Here is a 16,051-nt window from a genome sequence, read left to right as displayed (position 1 = left end):
GGGAGACGTACAGTTTTTATTCAAAATAAATAACCTACAATAAGTTCTCTATCACACTCTAAGTAAGTAAATGTCGAGTACAGAATGTTTTCTACTTGTATAAATTTCTGTGGATTTTGCATTTGAATTTTTGCGTATAGGGAATTCTATTGATATTCCAAACATCTCTCTTTTGTATCTCTTTGAATTAGTCTATAATTGGGAAGGTATATCATGTGTATTTATTAATCAATCCAATCGAATAGATTTAAACAAGGAACAACTAGACAAAAAAGGTGCCGGTAAGTATTCTGTCATTTTTTTTGCAAATTCAGTGTGTAAGGATGGGTCAAATGAGCAACAGAGATACGCATACAGACGTTATTTTAATTGGCGCTGGCATTATGAGTGCCACGCTCGGAGCGATGCTGAAAGAGGTGGCTCCAGAGTGGAATATCACAGTGTTTGAAAAGCTTAACCGTGCAGGGGAAGAGAGTTCGAATGAATGGAATAATGCCGGTACAGGTCACGCAGCATTATGTGAACTGAACTATACAACGGAAAAGGCAGATGGTTCCATTGATATTAGCAAAGCGATTAAAATCAACGAACAGTTTCAAGTCTCTAAGCAGTTCTGGTCATTTTTAGTAGAGAACGGAAAAATTCAAAACCCTGAAGACTTCATCCGTCCACTTCCACACATGAGTTATGTGCAAGGTAAGGACAACGTAACGTTTTTAAAGAAACGCTATGAAACGATGAAGCAAAATCCGCTGTTCCAAGATATGGAGTACACAGAAAATCGTGAAACGTTAAAAGAATGGGTTCCTGTGATGATGGAAGACCGGACATCTACGGAGCCAATGGCTATTTCTAAAATCGATGATGGAACAGATGTTAACTTCGGCGCGCTCACAAATATGCTATTTGATCATCTTCAACGTGAAAATGTTGATATTCAATACCGACGTAGCGTAGAGGATTTGAAACGGAAGAGTGATGGGCGTTGGGAGCTGAAAGTTCGCAATTTGGTGAGCGGGGAAATCGAACGCCACACGGCTAAGTTTGTGTTCATCGGCGGCGGCGGTGGAAGCCTTCATTTGTTGCAGAAGTCCGGGATTCCTGAAGGTAAAGGAATCGGCGGCTTCCCGGTTAGCGGTCTGTTTTTAGTATGTAACAACCCGGAAGTTGCAGAAAAGCATTACGCGAAAGTATATGGGAAGGCTTCTGTCGGTGCACCACCGATGTCAGTCCCTCACTTGGACACACGTTATATTGACAACCAAAAGTCTCTGCTGTTCGGACCGTTTGCTGGCTTCTCACCGAAGTTTTTGAAAACCGGTTCGATGATGGACTTACTATCGTCTGTCAAACCGAACAACGTCGTCAATATGTTATCTGCAGGTATGAAAGAGATGTCGCTGACGAAGTATCTTGTTCAACAGCTTATGCTTTCGAAAGAGCAGCAAGTTGAAGAGTTACGTGCGTTCATTCCCAATGCTAAGGTGGATGAGTGGGATGTCGTCGTTGCGGGTCAGCGCGTACAAGTCATCAAAGAAACAGAGGCTGGCGGAAAAGGAACACTACAATTCGGAACTGAATTGGTCAACGCAGCCGATGGCTCGATCGCTGCATTGCTCGGAGCGTCTCCTGGAGCTTCAACAGCAGTTCACGTCATGATCAATCTCCTGAACACGTGTTTCCCAGAACGTAAAGCTGAATGGGAAGCGAAATTTAAAGAGATGATTCCTTCATACAGTGTGGCATTGGTAGAGAATCCAGAAATGCTACGTGATGTGAAAGAAGCAACTGCGAAGTCATTGAAACTTAACAATGCACTTCCAGTTGTAGAGATAGTTGAAACAGAAGAGCAAACTAAAATCGAAGAATAATCATCAGTGATCCAATAAAAAACTCTTGCAGGGTTTCTTCTAGAAGCCTCCCTGCAAGAGTTTTTCCTTTTTAGAAATACTGCATCCAGTGTATTCAATTGCTGACAGGCTATAGCGATTAACAGCTCTATCAAGGCTCTAGACGGGGAAAATAAGATGTACAGAAAGAAGAATTGAAATGGATTTAAAGTAGTGTTTGCACGTTTGTATACAATTGTATACAAAAAGTGATATAATTTATTTATCGTAGTGGAAGGAGTGAGCGTGGTGAAAGAAGAATTATCTTCTGATTTTCATAAAGAGGGAAGACAACGAGGGGGACGTCATAGAGGAGGACATCATGGCGGTGCTAAGACATTTCGTCGCGGAAAAGCAATTGCATATGCTGAAATGCTGAAAAGGAAACGAGCAACGATTAAGCAACAATTGGATCAGCCAGAGTTCCAATCAATCCAGCAAGTACTTATCGGAGAACTGAAGGCAATTGATATGATGACGGACGAATTCACTCAACTGTTTGAAATTCAAGAGGACGAAACGATGGTCATTGCTAAAGAAGTTACAAGAGGGGGGAATTCAAGTGAAATAGATTAATCACTACATTGACTCCGTATTTACTAAGGAGGATCCGTTGCTTGAAAATGTAATTACTTCTATACAAGAAAACGGAATGCCATCTATTTCAGTTTCCCCTTCGTCCGGCAAGCTTTTGACAATGCTTGTGTCTATTTCCGGTGCAAAACAAGTTTTGGAAATAGGAGCATTAGGCGGCTATAGTGGCATCTGTCTTGCTAGAGGATTCAATGATGAAGGTTCTTTAATGTCACTTGAATTAGAAGAAAAGTATGCAAACCTCGCTCATGAGAATTTAACCAAAGCAGGTTTTGGTCATCAAGTTTCTTACCGGACTGGTCCAGCCCTAAACACGTTAGAAGAACTTATTAACGAACAAAAACGCTTTGACTTCTTCTTCATTGACGCGGACAAAGAAAACTACGAAAATTACTTGAACAGCTGCCTTCAATTAGCAGAACCAGGTGCATTGGTTGTAATGGATAACGTACTTGCAGGAGGTAGTATTGCGGATTCGAATGCAAAACCAAAACGTTATACGGAATTCATGAAGTACTTCAATGAAACAGTAGCAAGTCACCCTCAGATGGAATCGCTCCTAATTCCAATTGGTGATGGGATGACTGTAGCGAGAGTCATTGGGTAGACCTGCTTCATAAACAAGAAAACTGCAAAAGTGTCAAAATCAATAGAGCAAATGAATTCAATTGCCAAAGAAATTCATTCCGTCTGACTTCATCCGGGCGGTATAATCTCGTGAAACTTCACAGTCTCCAGTTTTTCAGTTTCCGTTACATACGTCACTCGAACGACGACGCCGTATTCCCGTTCCCCTTCACGCAACCAGAGGCGGAATGTGGCAACAGTGGAACCATTATTCGCGGCGCTTCCCATATACAAGTAGTCAACAATACTGGCTTTCGGATACTTCGATTGGGTTTGCTTAATGGCTAGTCTCGACCACTTCGCATAGGCGGGAGCGTCTTCCTGTACCACCTTAGCAATTGGTGCATGAGGTGAATAAGAGACGATGAAAAGTCCGATAGCCATCGCAATTTTAATCATCAAAACGTATCACTCCTTTTGGGTAGGGTACGTTTTTTTGTTTGTTTTATACAAAACGTAAATGTGTGAAGTAGCACCATGTTTCCTTTTTCGTTACACTATAGAAAATGAAGTACGAGGAGGATTTCGTCAGAATGCAAGCTTCAATCAATCAAGAAGATGTTAAGACAGACACGTCGAAAGTGGAGTATCAATCACCAATTGGTGTAATTGAAATAGTGGGAACTGAGGAAGCGATTGTCTCGATTTTATTTACGGATTCCGACGTAGTCAGGACAACGCTAACTGATTTAACCTTTCAAGTAGTCAAAGACTGCTACAACGAGCTGGATGAATACTTTAATGGAACACGTAAAGAATTTACGGTTCCTTATACGAATGAGGGAACCGAATTCAGACGAAATGTATGGCAAGCACTAACGGATATTCCTTACTCACAAACCGCGTCTTATCGAGATATCGCGTGTTCAATCGGCAACGAAAAAGCAGTGCGCGCTGTCGGTACGGCTAATGGGAAAAACAAACTGAGCATCATCATTCCTTGCCACCGGATTATCGGATCGAATGGAACGTTGACTGGATACGCAGGTGGCTTGTGGCGGAAAGAATGGCTGCTTGCCCATGAGCAAAAATATAAGCAGTGAATTTAGCATGCCGTGAGATGTGCGTGTTTAATGGGATTCGTGCGATTGTCAGTTTTGTGGTCAAGCGCATATCATTAAGTTAAAAGGAAATACTACCTCTAAAAATGAGGTGGTGTAATTTGATGAAAGCTAGCCACTTGGTGTTTTTGAAGCTGATGTTCAGTTTAATGGCTATTTCCGTTGTAACTTTTGAAAAACCATCAGAGGTACAAGCAGTAATTGGAGAAAAAGACAAGTCATTGAATGGAATTAAAGAGCCATGCAGTCTGGTTTTGGAGCCAGTTGATAAAAAACTTAAGAACGCGAAAGGTGTAGCATTAGTATACAAAGTGCAATTAAATCCACCGAGTTTTGCACGAACGAATATTAGTGTCCTTGCTGTACATCCTCCTGAACCTTCTTCTTATGGCGATTACGATAGCTATGAAGGATTTGCGTATATACCGGAAGAAATCAGCTGGCGGTTCAAGCTTTATCCCACCCCGGAGGAGTATGGTCCAAGTTGGGCTGGCCGATTTGACTTGATCACAGCGGACATGAAAAACGCGGTAGTACAAGTACGTCTCTCAAATACCAAAACAGATAAGCTTGGTCCTAGTGTTCTAACTAACACTATTAGTAACTGTAACTAATTTATTTAATTGGATACCTGACCGGCTCATTTTAGAGGCGAACCCGCCCGTTTCGGGGGGCAACTCGCTCGTTTTGGAGGACAACCCGCCCGTTCCCGTGAGCAACCCGCTCGTTTCGGAGGACAACCCGCCACTTTCGGGGGGGCAACTGGCTCGTTTCGGAGGACAACCCGCCCATTTCCGCGAGCAACCCGCTCGTTTCGGAGGACGACCCGCCCGTTTCCGTGAGCAACCCGCTCGTTTCGAGGGGCAACCCGCCCGTTCCCGTGAGCAACCCGCTCGTTTCGGAGGGCAACCCGCCCGTTCCCGTGAGCAACCCGCTCGTTTCGGAGGACAACCCGCCCATTTCCGTGAGCAACCCGCTCGTTTCGGGAGGCAACCCGCCCATTTCCGCGAGCAACCCGCTCGTTTCGGAGGACGACCCGCCCGTTCCCGTGAGCAACCCGCTCGTTTCGGAGGGCAACTCGCCCGTTTCCGTGAGCAACCCGCTCGTTTCGGGAGGCAACCCGCCCGTTTCGGAGGACAACCCGCTCGTTTCGAGGAGCAACCCGCTCGTTTCGGAGGACAACCCGCCCGTTTCCGTGAGCAACCCGCTCGTTTCGGGGTAGGCAACCCGCCCATTTCCGCGAGCAACCCGCCCATTCCTACCAAACTCCCCTTGAAACTATCTATATATTCCCTATTATTCAAAAAACAATTGGAATTTCCCTGGAATCTTGTTACGCTTAAACAAACAAAGAGAGCTGGGGGAAATGCCAGATGCAAACAGAACCAATTATTTCACTGAGAGACCTTACAATGGAATACCCTGGGAAACGTGTTTTGGACGGAATTTCACTGGATGTCTTTAGAGGGCAGATCATCGGTTACATCGGACCAAATGGTGCTGGGAAAAGTACGACACTGAAAATTTTGCTTGGACTGATTCAAGACTACAAAGGAACGGTCGAGATTTTCGGAAACGATTTACGAAACGAAGACCAGGACGTTAAACGCAGGATAGGCTACGTGCCGGAGAATGCGGAGATCTACGATACTCTGACACCAATGGAATATTTGACGTTCGTGGGAGAACTATATGGGATGAAAAGAGCAGCCGTGGAACACAAAGCCATGCAGCTGATGACAGAACTTGGACTCGAAGAAGTCCTACATACTCGGATATCATCCTTCTCTAAAGGTATGAAGCAGAAGGTGCTGATCATTTCAAGTTTACTTCATGACCCTGATATTTTATTTTTAGATGAACCCTTGAGTGGGCTCGACGCCAATAGCGTCATGGTCGTTAAAGATATTTTAGCGATGCTTGCAGCGAGTGGAAAAACAATTTTTTACTCCTCGCACATAATGGATGTAGTTGAGAAAATCAGTAATCGAATTGTGCTCTTATACAACGGGAAAATTGCAGCTGATGGGTCATTTGATGAGTTAAAATGTCAAGGTGAAGCAGGATCTCTGGAAATGCTATTTAATCAGCTAACAGGTTTTAATGAACATCAGCAAACGGCGAAGCGTTTTGTAGAACTCGTAACGGGTGGTGATGTGGATGGATAACTTCCGTTCGTTGCGTGTAATGGACGTGTTTAAAGGTCTATTCCAAACGGTTGGGATTGACTATCCTTCAATGCGAACTATTGTCGGGCTGAAACTGACAATGGATGAACGGCGCATCCCTGTGGTATTTTCACAAACGAAACTGAAAGAAGGCAACCAGTTTCTAAAATCACTTGGATTGTATGTGCTATACGGGCTAGCAACAATACCTTTCCTGTACTTTGGTGACAGTGTGATGCTCCAGATGGGAATTGTATTCGGAATTGCGATGTTCATGATTATGACGTCACTTATTGCGGACTTTTCTAGTGTGCTACTGGATGTAAGGGACCGTATTCTGCTCGCTGCTGTTCCGGTAGATGATCGAACGCTGAATGCCGCCAAGCTTGTTCACGTCAGTATTTACATGACACTGATTGCGTTATCATTACTCGGTATTCCTTCAATCGTAATCCTTGTATCTAAAGGCATTTCTTTCTTCTTATTGTTCCTTGTGATGATGATTTTTCTAATGCTTCTCATCATTGCACTTACTGCGATCACATACATGGTGATGCTACGCGTTTTCGATGGTGAACGACTGAAAGATATGATCAATTACGTACAAATCCTATTGTCAGTCGGTGTTTTTGTAGGGTATCAAGTTTTGGTTCGCTCGTTTGAGTTCGTAGGTTTAACCATTTCGTATGAGTTTAGCTGGTGGCATTTCCTGATTCCGCCACTATGGTTTGCAGCACCTTTTGAATGGTTGCTAGGGGGCAATACAAGCAAACCGCTTATTGTGCTCTCAATAGTTGCCTTAATCATTCCCATTATTGCGATTTGGATGTACATCCGTAAAATGCCACTGTTTGAACGTGACCTTCAGAAGCTAATGTCAGAAGCAAGAGTCGGCAAGCAACAACACCCTGTGATGATGAAATTCTGGGAGTGGGTGCTCTGCAAAAATAGTGAAGAGCGTGCTAGCTTCAGGTTTTCGTGGCAACTGATGAAGCGTGAACGCGATTTTAAACTGAAAGTGTATCCCTCGTTAGGTATTGGCTTTGTCGCACCGTTCCTATTTTTATATATCTTTTTATCAGATGGAACGTGGGAGGACATGATAACCTCCAATACGTATTTCATGATTTACTTCGGATTTCTCATCATCGGACCTCTTGCAATGATGCTGAGTTATTCAAGTAAATTTAAAGGGGCGTGGATCTATGCAGTTGCTCCGTTAACAAGCGTGTCATATGTGAAGCGAGCGGCTTTAAAAGCCAGTCTAGCTCAGTTGTTTTTACCAGTGTATCTCCTACAGGCGGTTATATTTACGGTTTTCTTCGGCTGGCGCATTGTTCCCGATCTCGTTGTCGTACTGTTTTCCGCTGTCCTGTACGCAGTCATCTGTTATGCAATCGGGGCTAAGGGTACATTCCCGTTTTCACTTCCAATGGGTGAGTCCGTTCAATCGGGAACAGCCAAGCAGATTATCCTTATGCTGCTCATAGGAGTTTTTGTAGGGGTCCATATCCTGATGTCAAAGATTCCATATGGAACTCCTATTTATTTAGTCGTGATTGTAGTTGGATGTCTAGTCGGCTGGAATGTGTTGCTTCCGGTTAAGCGCAAATACGTATGAAATTAGTAAGGACTTACTTGGCAAATTATGCTGAGTAGGTCCTTTTAAAATTTTTTAACTTCAGTATGACTAAGGACAACCGATATAATTTATAGGTAACTTGTTGGGTAATGAATAGTATATTATTACTATTTTATAAATTAACTTAGAAGAGGTGCATGGACGTGACATCTTTAAGATTTAGAAGAATTAAATGGAAAATAATGATGGGATTTTTGAGTATCATCCTACTAGTGACTGCATTAGGAATCTATAATTATCAATCCGTGAAGGAGGTTAACAAAGAAACTGAAAATATCATTGAAGAACAAGTTCAGTTGTTAATTTCTAATACACAAATTGCGAATTCAATGGCGAATGGACTTCGAGTTGCGAATAGCTATTTGTTGACAGGAAATCCGAAATATAAAGAGCAGTTTGATGAATTCGGAGAACACGGAGTGCATTATGCGGATCATATGAAAGGCGTATTAGGGGAAGCAGAGTTTGATTCAACGGGTGTGGATTTAGCCGCTGAGTGGCGTGCTAGTATCATTCAGGATGTATTCGGTGAATACGATAAAGGAAATGTGGAAAAAGCATTAGCCAATTTGGCGGAATTGGATCCCGTAGGGGAAGAATCGATTGAAACGTTCAGCCATTGGGCACTGGTCGGTGAAGATCTGATCAATGAGTTGGGACAAAAAGTCTTAAAAAGAGGACAGTCAACGTTAATGATCATCGTGATTGTTACTGTAATTGTAATCATTCTTAGTGTGGTTGCTTCGTTAATTACATCGAGAACTATAACAAATCCTTTAAATGCTGTGAAAGGCAGAATGCAATCGATAGCGGAAGGTGATTTAAGTATGGATCCTCTTGTGACGCGTTCAAAGGATGAAATCGGTACACTCATTGCTGCGACGAACGACATGCAAGAAACGACGCGGGGATTGCTTCATAATATTAATCGTCTTTCTAAAATAGTTTCCACACAAAGTGAAGAGCTGATGAACACCGCAAATGAAGTAAGGGAAGGTTCCGGTCAGATGGCATCTACCATGCAAGAACTATCTTCAGGGTCTGAAAACCAAGCAAACAGTGCTAGCAACTTGTCTGAGATGATGAATATGTTCACAACAAAAATCCAGGATGCTAATGATAGTGGGCAACATATTCAAGAAACGTCTACTGGTGTCCTTGAAATGACGGATGAAGGAAGTCTGTTAATGGCTTCATCAACTTCTCAAATGACGAGAATTGACGAGATAGTGTTGGATGCAGTGCAAAAAGTGGAGGGATTGGATGTGCATTCGCAGAAGATTTCTGAATTAGTATCTGTCATTCAGGGTCTTGCTAATCAGACCAATCTACTTGCGTTAAATGCAGCAATAGAAGCAGCTCGTGCTGGTGAACACGGAAAAGGGTTCGCTGTTGTTGCTGACGAGGTTCGTAAACTTGCCGAACAATCCTCTCAATCAGTCACGAACATAACAGAAATTGTTCAACAAATTCAGAGTGAATCCTCAAAGGTCGTGGAATCTCTGCAGAGTGGCTACCAGGAAGTGGAACAGGGTACTGAACAAATCATTACGACAGGGAATACTTTCAACCAAATTAGTCAGGCATTGACGGAAATGGTCAATAACATTGGAAACGTCTCTGAAAATCTTTCTGAAATTGTTACGCACAGCCAAGGTATGACAGATTCAATTCAAGAAATTGCTGCTATTTCTGAGGAATCAGCTGCAGGAATCGAACAGACATCTACGGCCTCACAACAAATCGGTGAAACGATGGATGAAGTTGCAGACAAATCGAAAGACCTTTCCCAATTAGCGGTAGAGTTGAATGAGTTGGTAGGACAATTTAGGCTTTAATGATGCTAATCATGAACATAAAAAACAAGCATGCATGGTGTAAAGTCATGGCATGCTTGTTTTTTATGTTAAGAAAGGTTTTACGTCTACCGAAACTTTTCCGATTTTCTTTCGTAATAAGGGGGAAAGAGGTGCATCATATGTCAAAGTGGTCAGGCTATCAATTAGGAGTAATGTGTGCGGTGATTGCATGCTTGGTAAGCAAGCATTTTTACATAATTTCAATTCATGAGTGGCTTGAAAGTCTACCCAGCTGGATGAACCCTTCCATTGCGATTACATTTGTCTGCATCATTGTTACGGTTTGGAGTACGGCAGCTGTATTGTACTGGCAAGACCGTAAGAATACGCAGTTTTTCACGCATAAGATCTGGAGGGTTCTTCCTGCTATCTTAGGAGTAGTATTTGTACTTTCGTTAATTGGATTTGTTGTTTTAGGAGTCACGGTATTTTCATCGATCACTCAAAATCAGCAATGGCAGATTGACGTAGTCCTATTATACTTTTTAACTCTAATATATCTATTTGTCTTATCGGTAGTTCAGCGCTACGGTAAGGTGAGAACGTCGGAAGACTTAATCGTCTATTCTGCGAACTGCACCGTGCTTGTCCTGCTCATTATCTTGTTTTTTGTTCCAGGTATTTTATAAGGCTATCACCAAATGAAGGGAGTGCTTGTGTGTTCTTAAACAAGATTACGCTTCTACATGAAAAACGGATATCCTTTCTCCATACCGATTGTGCAGACCTTGAATTAACGAATCCAATCACATATTTTGTTGGAGAAAATAGATCCGGAAAGTCAACGTTGCTTGAAGGGATTGCGGATTATCCAGGAGCATCCGTTCTAAGTTTCGAAGAAGGGGCAATCCACTCCATTGACTATAAACGGACTCATCATCATTAAGTGACGAAATACTTCTTAGATCATAGAAAAAGGTTTAAAAGAGCTAGTTAATGAATGATGTATGGTGAGGTGTGACTCAGCTTAGAATTCATTTTTATGCAATTAGCGTTTATCTACTACTTGAAATTCAAATTCCTTTTCACTGAACTCTTTTAATTTGATGACTTTCGTATTCTCTACGAGGGGATCATCAACGGCGTGGGTGACGGTGGCTGTAATAATCGGTTGACTGAACCTTTTATGTGCTTTGAGTTGGAGGGTGCTGTATGCGTTTGGCTCATTCAAGTGATACACGATGTATGTATGGTCCCCATGTTGATATGTGCTGAATGCCTCATGATTTGGAGACTCCTTTAGACCGCGTTGCACGTGATTAGGCAAGTCAGAAGGATCTACGAGTTCAAAGTCCATAGGGTGATGCATTGCGCTAACAATACCGAGTCCAGTTAATAAAATGAGTACAACATACATGAGGTCCCACCTATACATTTTCTTCAAATAGAAAACCTTCCTTCACAAATTGTTTCTACTTATACGTTAGTGAGGACAGAAGGTTCCCCCTGGGATTGAGGCGAGTTGAACGGCCCAGCTTTTGAAGAGAATACGTTCGCCAATATACTAAACTATAAGCATTACAAGCCCCGAAACGGTCATAGCGATTACGTTCAACGTTGTACTGCCTCTCTTACGTCCATTCGACCACGCAATCTTTTTCTACAACGTATCCTTGCAAACCAATAGCAATCAGGCTGATTGGCGTCCATAGAGTCCATCCTGAGACTAAGTCGAACAGAGACCCATTCCGAACGCTCGCAAGTGCAATTCCCATAGCAAATAAAATCATATCAAACGTATTAGACTTCGTTTTAGTAATTGGAGCAACAGATCTCATTGTTCATGACCCCCTCATCATTTCTGTGTATGTTGCAGTATTGCTAAAATTTAGAAAACGGCTGATCTAATGAAAAGGTTCGGATTATAGAAGGGGGAACATTTGGATGAACGAACTGCTTTAGTCTACTCTCTTTACATTCGATTAGTGGTAAGAAATGTCGGAGTATTCTATCATTGATTCCAAGATAAGTATTAAGACAGACAGCTCTAATAGGAGGTAATGAGATGAGCTACAAATGGTTGGAATGGGCACAACGAATACAATCGATTTCACAGGCAGGACTGACTTTTTCGAGCGATGCATTCGATCGGGAACGCTATGAGGAATTAAGGACAATTAGTGCAGAAATTATGGCGTCTCATTCAAAATTGGAAATGCAAAAAATTCAAGAACTTTTTGTGGAGGAGAAGGGATATCCGACTCCGAAGATAGATGTTAGAGGAGTTGTGTTTCAGGACGATCAAATCTTACTAGTGAAAGAAACACACGACAACAAATGGGCATTGCCAGGTGGTTTTTGTGAGATAGGATTATCTGCAGCAGAAAATGTTGTGAAAGAAATACAAGAAGAGTCAGGGTATGTAGTTCAACCCAAAAAATTAGTGGCGTTGATGGATATGAACCGCTACTCATCGATCCCCCAGGCGTTTCATTATTATAAAGTTTTCATCCAATGCGAGATTGTTGGAGGACAACCAATCACAGGAATTGAGACAGCAGAAATCGGGTTCTTCGCTGAAAATGATCTTCCGGAACTCTCTGTGAAACGTAATACAGAAGAACAGATTCAAATTCTTTTCGAATTCCAGCGTAATCCTTATAAAGAAGCATGGATTGACTAGTACATGAAAACAGGTTTAGTAGAAAGAAGGGGCAGAGATGAAACTGTTCAGCACTATTAAGAAAGAAAAAGAGTATTGGTTGGTAGACCAGGTGAAACAAGCCAATGTAAGTGAACATGACTATGAAGTAGCGTTTAATGATCTTTTGGAAGACTGGAATCACCAAGAAGTGGACTATCTATCATTGTTGATGGATGAGACGTATGAGACATGGTTGCTGAAACAAGGCTTTCATAAGGTATCAGTAATTGTCGAATATACCACTGATTTAAATACAATTGATATTCAAGGGTCAGATATTTCTTCAATTGTCTTAGCAACTAGTGAAATAAGTGATGAGACGTTTGCAAACTTATATGAGCAATGTCGTAGTGGCTCTGCCAATAAAAACAAGCTGTTTACAATCGAACAAATCATGGAGTCTTTTGAATTGGAACTGGGTCCGGATTGGAGATCGCATTGCCTAATCTTTCAAAAAGAAGGCGGGCCAGTTGGCATCAGCATCCCGCATATTGAATCGGGTACGATGGAGGAAGGTAGGCTGTTTTACTTTGGTATTTTACCTGAATGGCGAGGCAAAGGGATGGGAACAGTCTGTCACCAACATACACTGGATGCTTTAAAAGGGTTTGGGGCAACGTACTATGTAGGGAGTACCGATGCTGCGAATGATGCAATGATACGTGTATTTGAGAAAAACGGCTGTGTGTTGAGAGATCGCAAAGGAATTTATCGGATCAATCGACTGAAGACTGTTTGAAAAATTGGTTGAGCAAGAAGAAAATTTTATAACACAAGATATGTCTGTCGGTGAACTTGTTTTCCTCAACGGGTAAGAGTGCAATACTTGAAAAAGCTTAATGAGTAGGTATAATGAGACTTAATTGTATATCAATGTTTTCTAGGGTTCCGTAACGAACTGTTAGTCTGGACCGAGAGAAAACTCACAGCACTGCTGTGTCACGGAAGGATAAAAGCCTGGGAGATTACTGTTTTCAGTATCTCTCGGGCTTTTGTCTGTTAAAAAATATGGAGGTGTGAGTGGCTTGAATGCAAATTGGATTAAAGTTGTCATTGCAGCGGTATTTGAAGTGTTTTGGGTAATTGGGTTAAAACATGCGGATGGTGTTTTAGAGTGGACTGGGACAGTTTTTGCCATCGTCATCAGCTTTTATATGATGATCATGGCAGGAAAAAAACTACCTGTTGGAACGGTCTATGCCGTTTTTGTTGGACTTGGTACTGCAGGAACAGTCTTTTCAGATATCGTATTTTTTGGAGAACCTTTTAAAATTGTGAAGATGCTTTTAATTATGGTGTTATTAGCAGGAGTGATCGGTTTGAAAGTAGTAACTCCCGACACTGAACCAGAAGGAGTGGAATCGTAATGGCATGGGTTTCATTGGTAGTGGCAGGGTTGTTTGAAATGTTTGGTGTGTTAATGATCAGTAAGCTACACAAGGATCGGAATTGGCAGGCAGTCGTTCTGTTAGTAGCAGGATTTGGTGCAAGTTTTCTATTTTTAGCACATGCCATGGAAACGTTGCCGATGGGTACTGCCTACGCCGTTTGGACAGGAATCGGAGCATCTGGTGGGGCGTTATTAGGAATGCTCGTCTACGGGGAGTCGAAAGAGTGGAAGCGTCTATTGTTCATCGGAATGGTTTTAGGGGCGGCAGTGGGATTAAAGCTGGTGTGTTGATAGAGTAGGGTTATACAGGCGAAGTCTATCATCTGCTAGCTGAATTAACGGAAAGGAGAGACCTGCATGAAGCTACCAATGGAGTTCGAACAGAGAGTACGGAATAGTTTTGGAACAGAGGGAGATGTGTGGCTTGCATCTCTAGAAGAGCAAGTGAACTACTTTGCGAAACACTGGGGATTGACGATTGAGCAACCGGTTCACAATCTCTCTTATAATTATGTGACGAATGTGGTAGACTCCCGACAAACTCCTTACATGTTAAAACTAGGGGTGCCAGATATGGACTACTGTAACGAGATGGAAACACTCAGGATCTACAATGGCCATGGATGTGCACGATTGGTGAATGAGAATCGGGAAAGTGGAGCTATGTTATTGGAAAAGCTTATTCCTGGGCAGATGCTATGTGATCTTTCTGACGAAGAGGTAGTTATCCAGGAATTCATAAGTGTCTGGCAGAAACTTCGCTGTGATTTGCCAGAGGACTGTGATGTGCCGCTCATTACGGATTGGGTAGTCTCCCTAGAAGAATACCAAAAGCTCCATTGGGAGAAAGATGGAGACCTGCCGAACGAGAAGGTCCAGCAGGCACTTCGTTACTTCCACGAATTGAATGAGACCACTGAAACTCTCGGTTTACTGCATGGTGATTTACATCACGAGAATATTTTATACAGTCAAGAGAGAGGTTGGCTCGCGATTGACCCAAAGGGGGTTGGCGGTGATCCTTGCTTTGACCTCGTGCAATTCATGTTAAATCATTTGATGGAAAAGCCTAATCCAAAAGCGCTCCTACGTTACCGGGTTGAACGAATCTGCAAATTACTTGAACTCGATAAGAAACATGTATTAAAGGCGGCCATCGCAATGTCTATGCTCTATGCTTGCTGGTTCGTAGAAGATAAGCATCCTGCTTGGATCGAAAGGGTGCAGTGTGCTCAGTGGTTTAATGAGTTTTTGGAAGAAACCGTTCGATGACGCGTGTTTTATGAAAATACTTCTTCTTGAACAAATCTCTCAAATTCCTTTTCTTCTTCTATGAAGGGAAAGTGATTACTATATTCGAACGTGGTCATCGTGGCATTGGGCATTAGTTCTGCCGCTTCTTTAGAAAAATGGTGAGGACATTGCGCATCATGAAGGCCGGAATAGATGTGTGCCTCCACGTAAACATCCGTAAGTGACCCTCTGATATCATACGTTGGCAGTTCTTCATAGGAGAAGTAATCTAAGCGTGCAGGTACCGTCTTTCCGCTATTTGGTCTTCTAAGCATTTCATCATAGGTGTCCTCGTTATAAAGGGACATCAGGGACCACTCTTTCCCAGCAGCACGTCGCTGTTCTACTGTGGAGGTAGGGTTTTTTAGGAGGGCTAATATTTCTAGTAAACGGGTGTTGTTCGGATTTTGCGAACAATATATGCTCCCCTTGTCTTTCATATAGTCTGACGAAGCGCATAAGCCACCTGCAATGATTTTCACTAAACTATCGGGAAATCGTGTGGCATACTTTAATGCGAGCATACCGCCAGTAGAGTGACCTGCGAAAATCCATTTTTGAATGGAAAGAGACTTACGAATTGCTTCCAAGTCTTTTACGGCATCCTCCATCCCTAACGTATAGTCTTCACTTTGTGGGGAAGAGTTTCTACACCCCCGCAAATTCACAAGATAGACTGTCGCATTCTTTGTGAAGATATTTGCAAAAAGGTTGCCATTATTATTGAACTCGCTATATAAGTGAGTGACGCAAAGGGGCTGACCGCTTCCTTTTGTAAATAGCTCGAAATCTCCACGTTCTGTCGTAATAATTTGTTGCTTCCACATAGTTCTCAATCCTTTCTCCTGAGTACTTACATCACTTTACACGACGACTGCATATCT

General features: G+C 42.4%; 20 protein-coding genes and 1 riboswitch. Of the genes, 16 read left to right on the top strand and 4 right to left on the bottom strand.

Annotation, left to right across the window (positions count from 1 at the left end; genetic code table 11):
- The first annotated feature begins 332 nt into the window (after window positions 1–332).
- The 3 genes from M3197_RS10980 (at window position 333) to M3197_RS10970 (ending at window position 3,090) form a co-directional block, all read left to right on the top strand.
- Entirely contained in the window at window positions 333–1,871 is a 1,539-nt protein-coding gene (locus M3197_RS10980) for a malate:quinone oxidoreductase (protein ID WP_251661527.1), read from the top strand.
- 267 nt (window positions 1,872–2,138) lie between these two features.
- Window positions 2,139–2,465: a hypothetical protein gene (locus M3197_RS10975; RefSeq protein WP_251661524.1), complete on the top strand. Its 327-nt coding sequence runs from the start codon at window positions 2,139–2,141 to the stop codon at window positions 2,463–2,465.
- Entirely contained in the window at window positions 2,461–3,090 is a 630-nt protein-coding gene (locus M3197_RS10970; protein ID WP_251661662.1) for an O-methyltransferase, read from the top strand. The genes M3197_RS10975 and M3197_RS10970 overlap by 5 nt, the downstream gene beginning before the upstream one ends.
- A gap of 89 nt (window positions 3,091–3,179) precedes the next feature.
- On the opposite strand, the gene M3197_RS10965 is transcribed toward M3197_RS10970, so the two are convergent.
- On the bottom strand, window positions 3,180–3,509 hold the full coding sequence (locus M3197_RS10965; protein WP_251661661.1) for a DUF3889 domain-containing protein: 330 nt from the start codon (window positions 3,507–3,509) through the stop codon (window positions 3,180–3,182).
- A 134-nt stretch (window positions 3,510–3,643) separates the two neighbouring features.
- Here M3197_RS10965 and M3197_RS10960 point away from each other — a divergent pair, with 134 nt between their 5' ends.
- The 8 genes from M3197_RS10960 to M3197_RS10925 all read left to right on the top strand — a co-directional run bounded on the left by M3197_RS10960 (window position 3,644) and on the right by M3197_RS10925 (window position 10,726).
- Entirely contained in the window at window positions 3,644–4,153 is a 510-nt protein-coding gene (locus M3197_RS10960; RefSeq protein WP_251661522.1) for a methylated-DNA--[protein]-cysteine S-methyltransferase, read from the top strand.
- A gap of 122 nt (window positions 4,154–4,275) precedes the next feature.
- Window positions 4,276–4,785, top strand: a complete 510-nt coding sequence (locus tag M3197_RS10955; protein WP_349774123.1) for a YoqH family protein — start codon at window positions 4,276–4,278, stop codon at window positions 4,783–4,785.
- Window positions 4,786–4,858: 73 nt separating this feature from the next.
- Complete coding sequence (locus M3197_RS10950; protein ID WP_251661520.1) at window positions 4,859–5,572, top strand: ribosomal eL19 family protein; 714 nt, start codon at window positions 4,859–4,861, stop codon at window positions 5,570–5,572.
- Window positions 5,545–6,339, top strand: coding sequence for an ABC transporter ATP-binding protein (locus M3197_RS10945; RefSeq protein WP_251661518.1), 795 nt, complete (start codon window positions 5,545–5,547; stop codon window positions 6,337–6,339). Before M3197_RS10950 ends, M3197_RS10945 begins: the two co-directional genes overlap by 28 nt.
- The gene (locus tag M3197_RS10940) at window positions 6,332–7,960 is read left to right on the top strand and encodes a hypothetical protein (RefSeq protein WP_251661515.1); all 1,629 of its coding nucleotides are present in this window, start codon (window positions 6,332–6,334) and stop codon (window positions 7,958–7,960) included. The genes M3197_RS10945 and M3197_RS10940 overlap by 8 nt, the downstream gene beginning before the upstream one ends.
- Window positions 7,961–8,166: 206 nt before the next feature.
- Window positions 8,167–9,819, top strand: a complete 1,653-nt coding sequence (locus M3197_RS10935; RefSeq protein ID WP_251661513.1) for a methyl-accepting chemotaxis protein — start codon at window positions 8,167–8,169, stop codon at window positions 9,817–9,819.
- A gap of 140 nt (window positions 9,820–9,959) precedes the next feature.
- Window positions 9,960–10,469 carry a hypothetical protein gene (locus M3197_RS10930; RefSeq protein ID WP_251661511.1) on the top strand — a complete coding sequence of 170 codons (510 nt, stop codon included), beginning with the start codon at window positions 9,960–9,962 and terminating at the stop codon, window positions 10,467–10,469.
- A gap of 29 nt (window positions 10,470–10,498) precedes the next feature.
- Complete coding sequence (locus M3197_RS10925) at window positions 10,499–10,726, top strand: AAA family ATPase (RefSeq protein WP_251661509.1); 228 nt, start codon at window positions 10,499–10,501, stop codon at window positions 10,724–10,726.
- 102 nt (window positions 10,727–10,828) lie between these two features.
- On the opposite strand, the gene M3197_RS10920 is transcribed toward M3197_RS10925, so the two are convergent.
- Window positions 10,829–11,197, bottom strand: coding sequence for a hypothetical protein (locus M3197_RS10920; RefSeq protein WP_251661507.1), 369 nt, complete (start codon window positions 11,195–11,197; stop codon window positions 10,829–10,831).
- A gap of 214 nt (window positions 11,198–11,411) precedes the next feature.
- Window positions 11,412–11,618, bottom strand: a complete 207-nt coding sequence (locus tag M3197_RS10915; RefSeq protein ID WP_251661506.1) for a P-loop NTPase family protein — start codon at window positions 11,616–11,618, stop codon at window positions 11,412–11,414.
- A gap of 227 nt (window positions 11,619–11,845) precedes the next feature.
- Between M3197_RS10915 and M3197_RS10910 the strand changes: the two genes are divergently transcribed.
- From M3197_RS10910 to M3197_RS10890, 5 genes are all read left to right on the top strand, one after another.
- On the top strand, window positions 11,846–12,463 hold the full coding sequence (locus M3197_RS10910; protein WP_251661504.1) for an NUDIX hydrolase: 618 nt from the start codon (window positions 11,846–11,848) through the stop codon (window positions 12,461–12,463).
- 37 nt (window positions 12,464–12,500) lie between these two features.
- The gene (locus M3197_RS10905) at window positions 12,501–13,223 is read left to right on the top strand and encodes a GNAT family N-acetyltransferase (RefSeq protein WP_251661503.1); all 723 of its coding nucleotides are present in this window, start codon (window positions 12,501–12,503) and stop codon (window positions 13,221–13,223) included.
- Between the two features lie 130 nt (window positions 13,224–13,353).
- Window positions 13,354–13,450: riboswitch (guanidine-I (ykkC/yxkD leader) on the top strand.
- A gap of 59 nt (window positions 13,451–13,509) precedes the next feature.
- Complete coding sequence (locus tag M3197_RS10900) at window positions 13,510–13,851, top strand: DMT family transporter (RefSeq protein WP_251661659.1); 342 nt, start codon at window positions 13,510–13,512, stop codon at window positions 13,849–13,851.
- Window positions 13,851–14,165, top strand: a complete 315-nt coding sequence (locus M3197_RS10895) for a DMT family transporter (protein ID WP_251661501.1) — start codon at window positions 13,851–13,853, stop codon at window positions 14,163–14,165. The genes M3197_RS10900 and M3197_RS10895 overlap by 1 nt, the downstream gene beginning before the upstream one ends.
- Window positions 14,166–14,231: 66 nt before the next feature.
- Complete coding sequence (locus M3197_RS10890) at window positions 14,232–15,146, top strand: aminoglycoside phosphotransferase family protein (protein ID WP_251661499.1); 915 nt, start codon at window positions 14,232–14,234, stop codon at window positions 15,144–15,146.
- A gap of 8 nt (window positions 15,147–15,154) precedes the next feature.
- Here the strand turns inward: M3197_RS10890 and M3197_RS10885 are convergent, their stop codons facing one another.
- Window positions 15,155–15,994 (bottom strand): alpha/beta fold hydrolase, encoded by an 840-nt coding sequence (locus tag M3197_RS10885; protein ID WP_251661498.1) that lies wholly within the window; start codon window positions 15,992–15,994, stop codon window positions 15,155–15,157.
- Window positions 15,995–16,051 lie beyond the last annotated feature (57 nt).

The sequence above is a fragment of the Sporosarcina aquimarina genome (assembly GCF_023715615.1).
GTDB lineage: Bacteria > Bacillota > Bacilli > Bacillales_A > Planococcaceae > Sporosarcina > Sporosarcina aquimarina_A.
The sequence above is the reverse complement of the archived record's forward strand: the minus strand, read 5'-3'. Positions and strand labels throughout refer to the sequence as shown.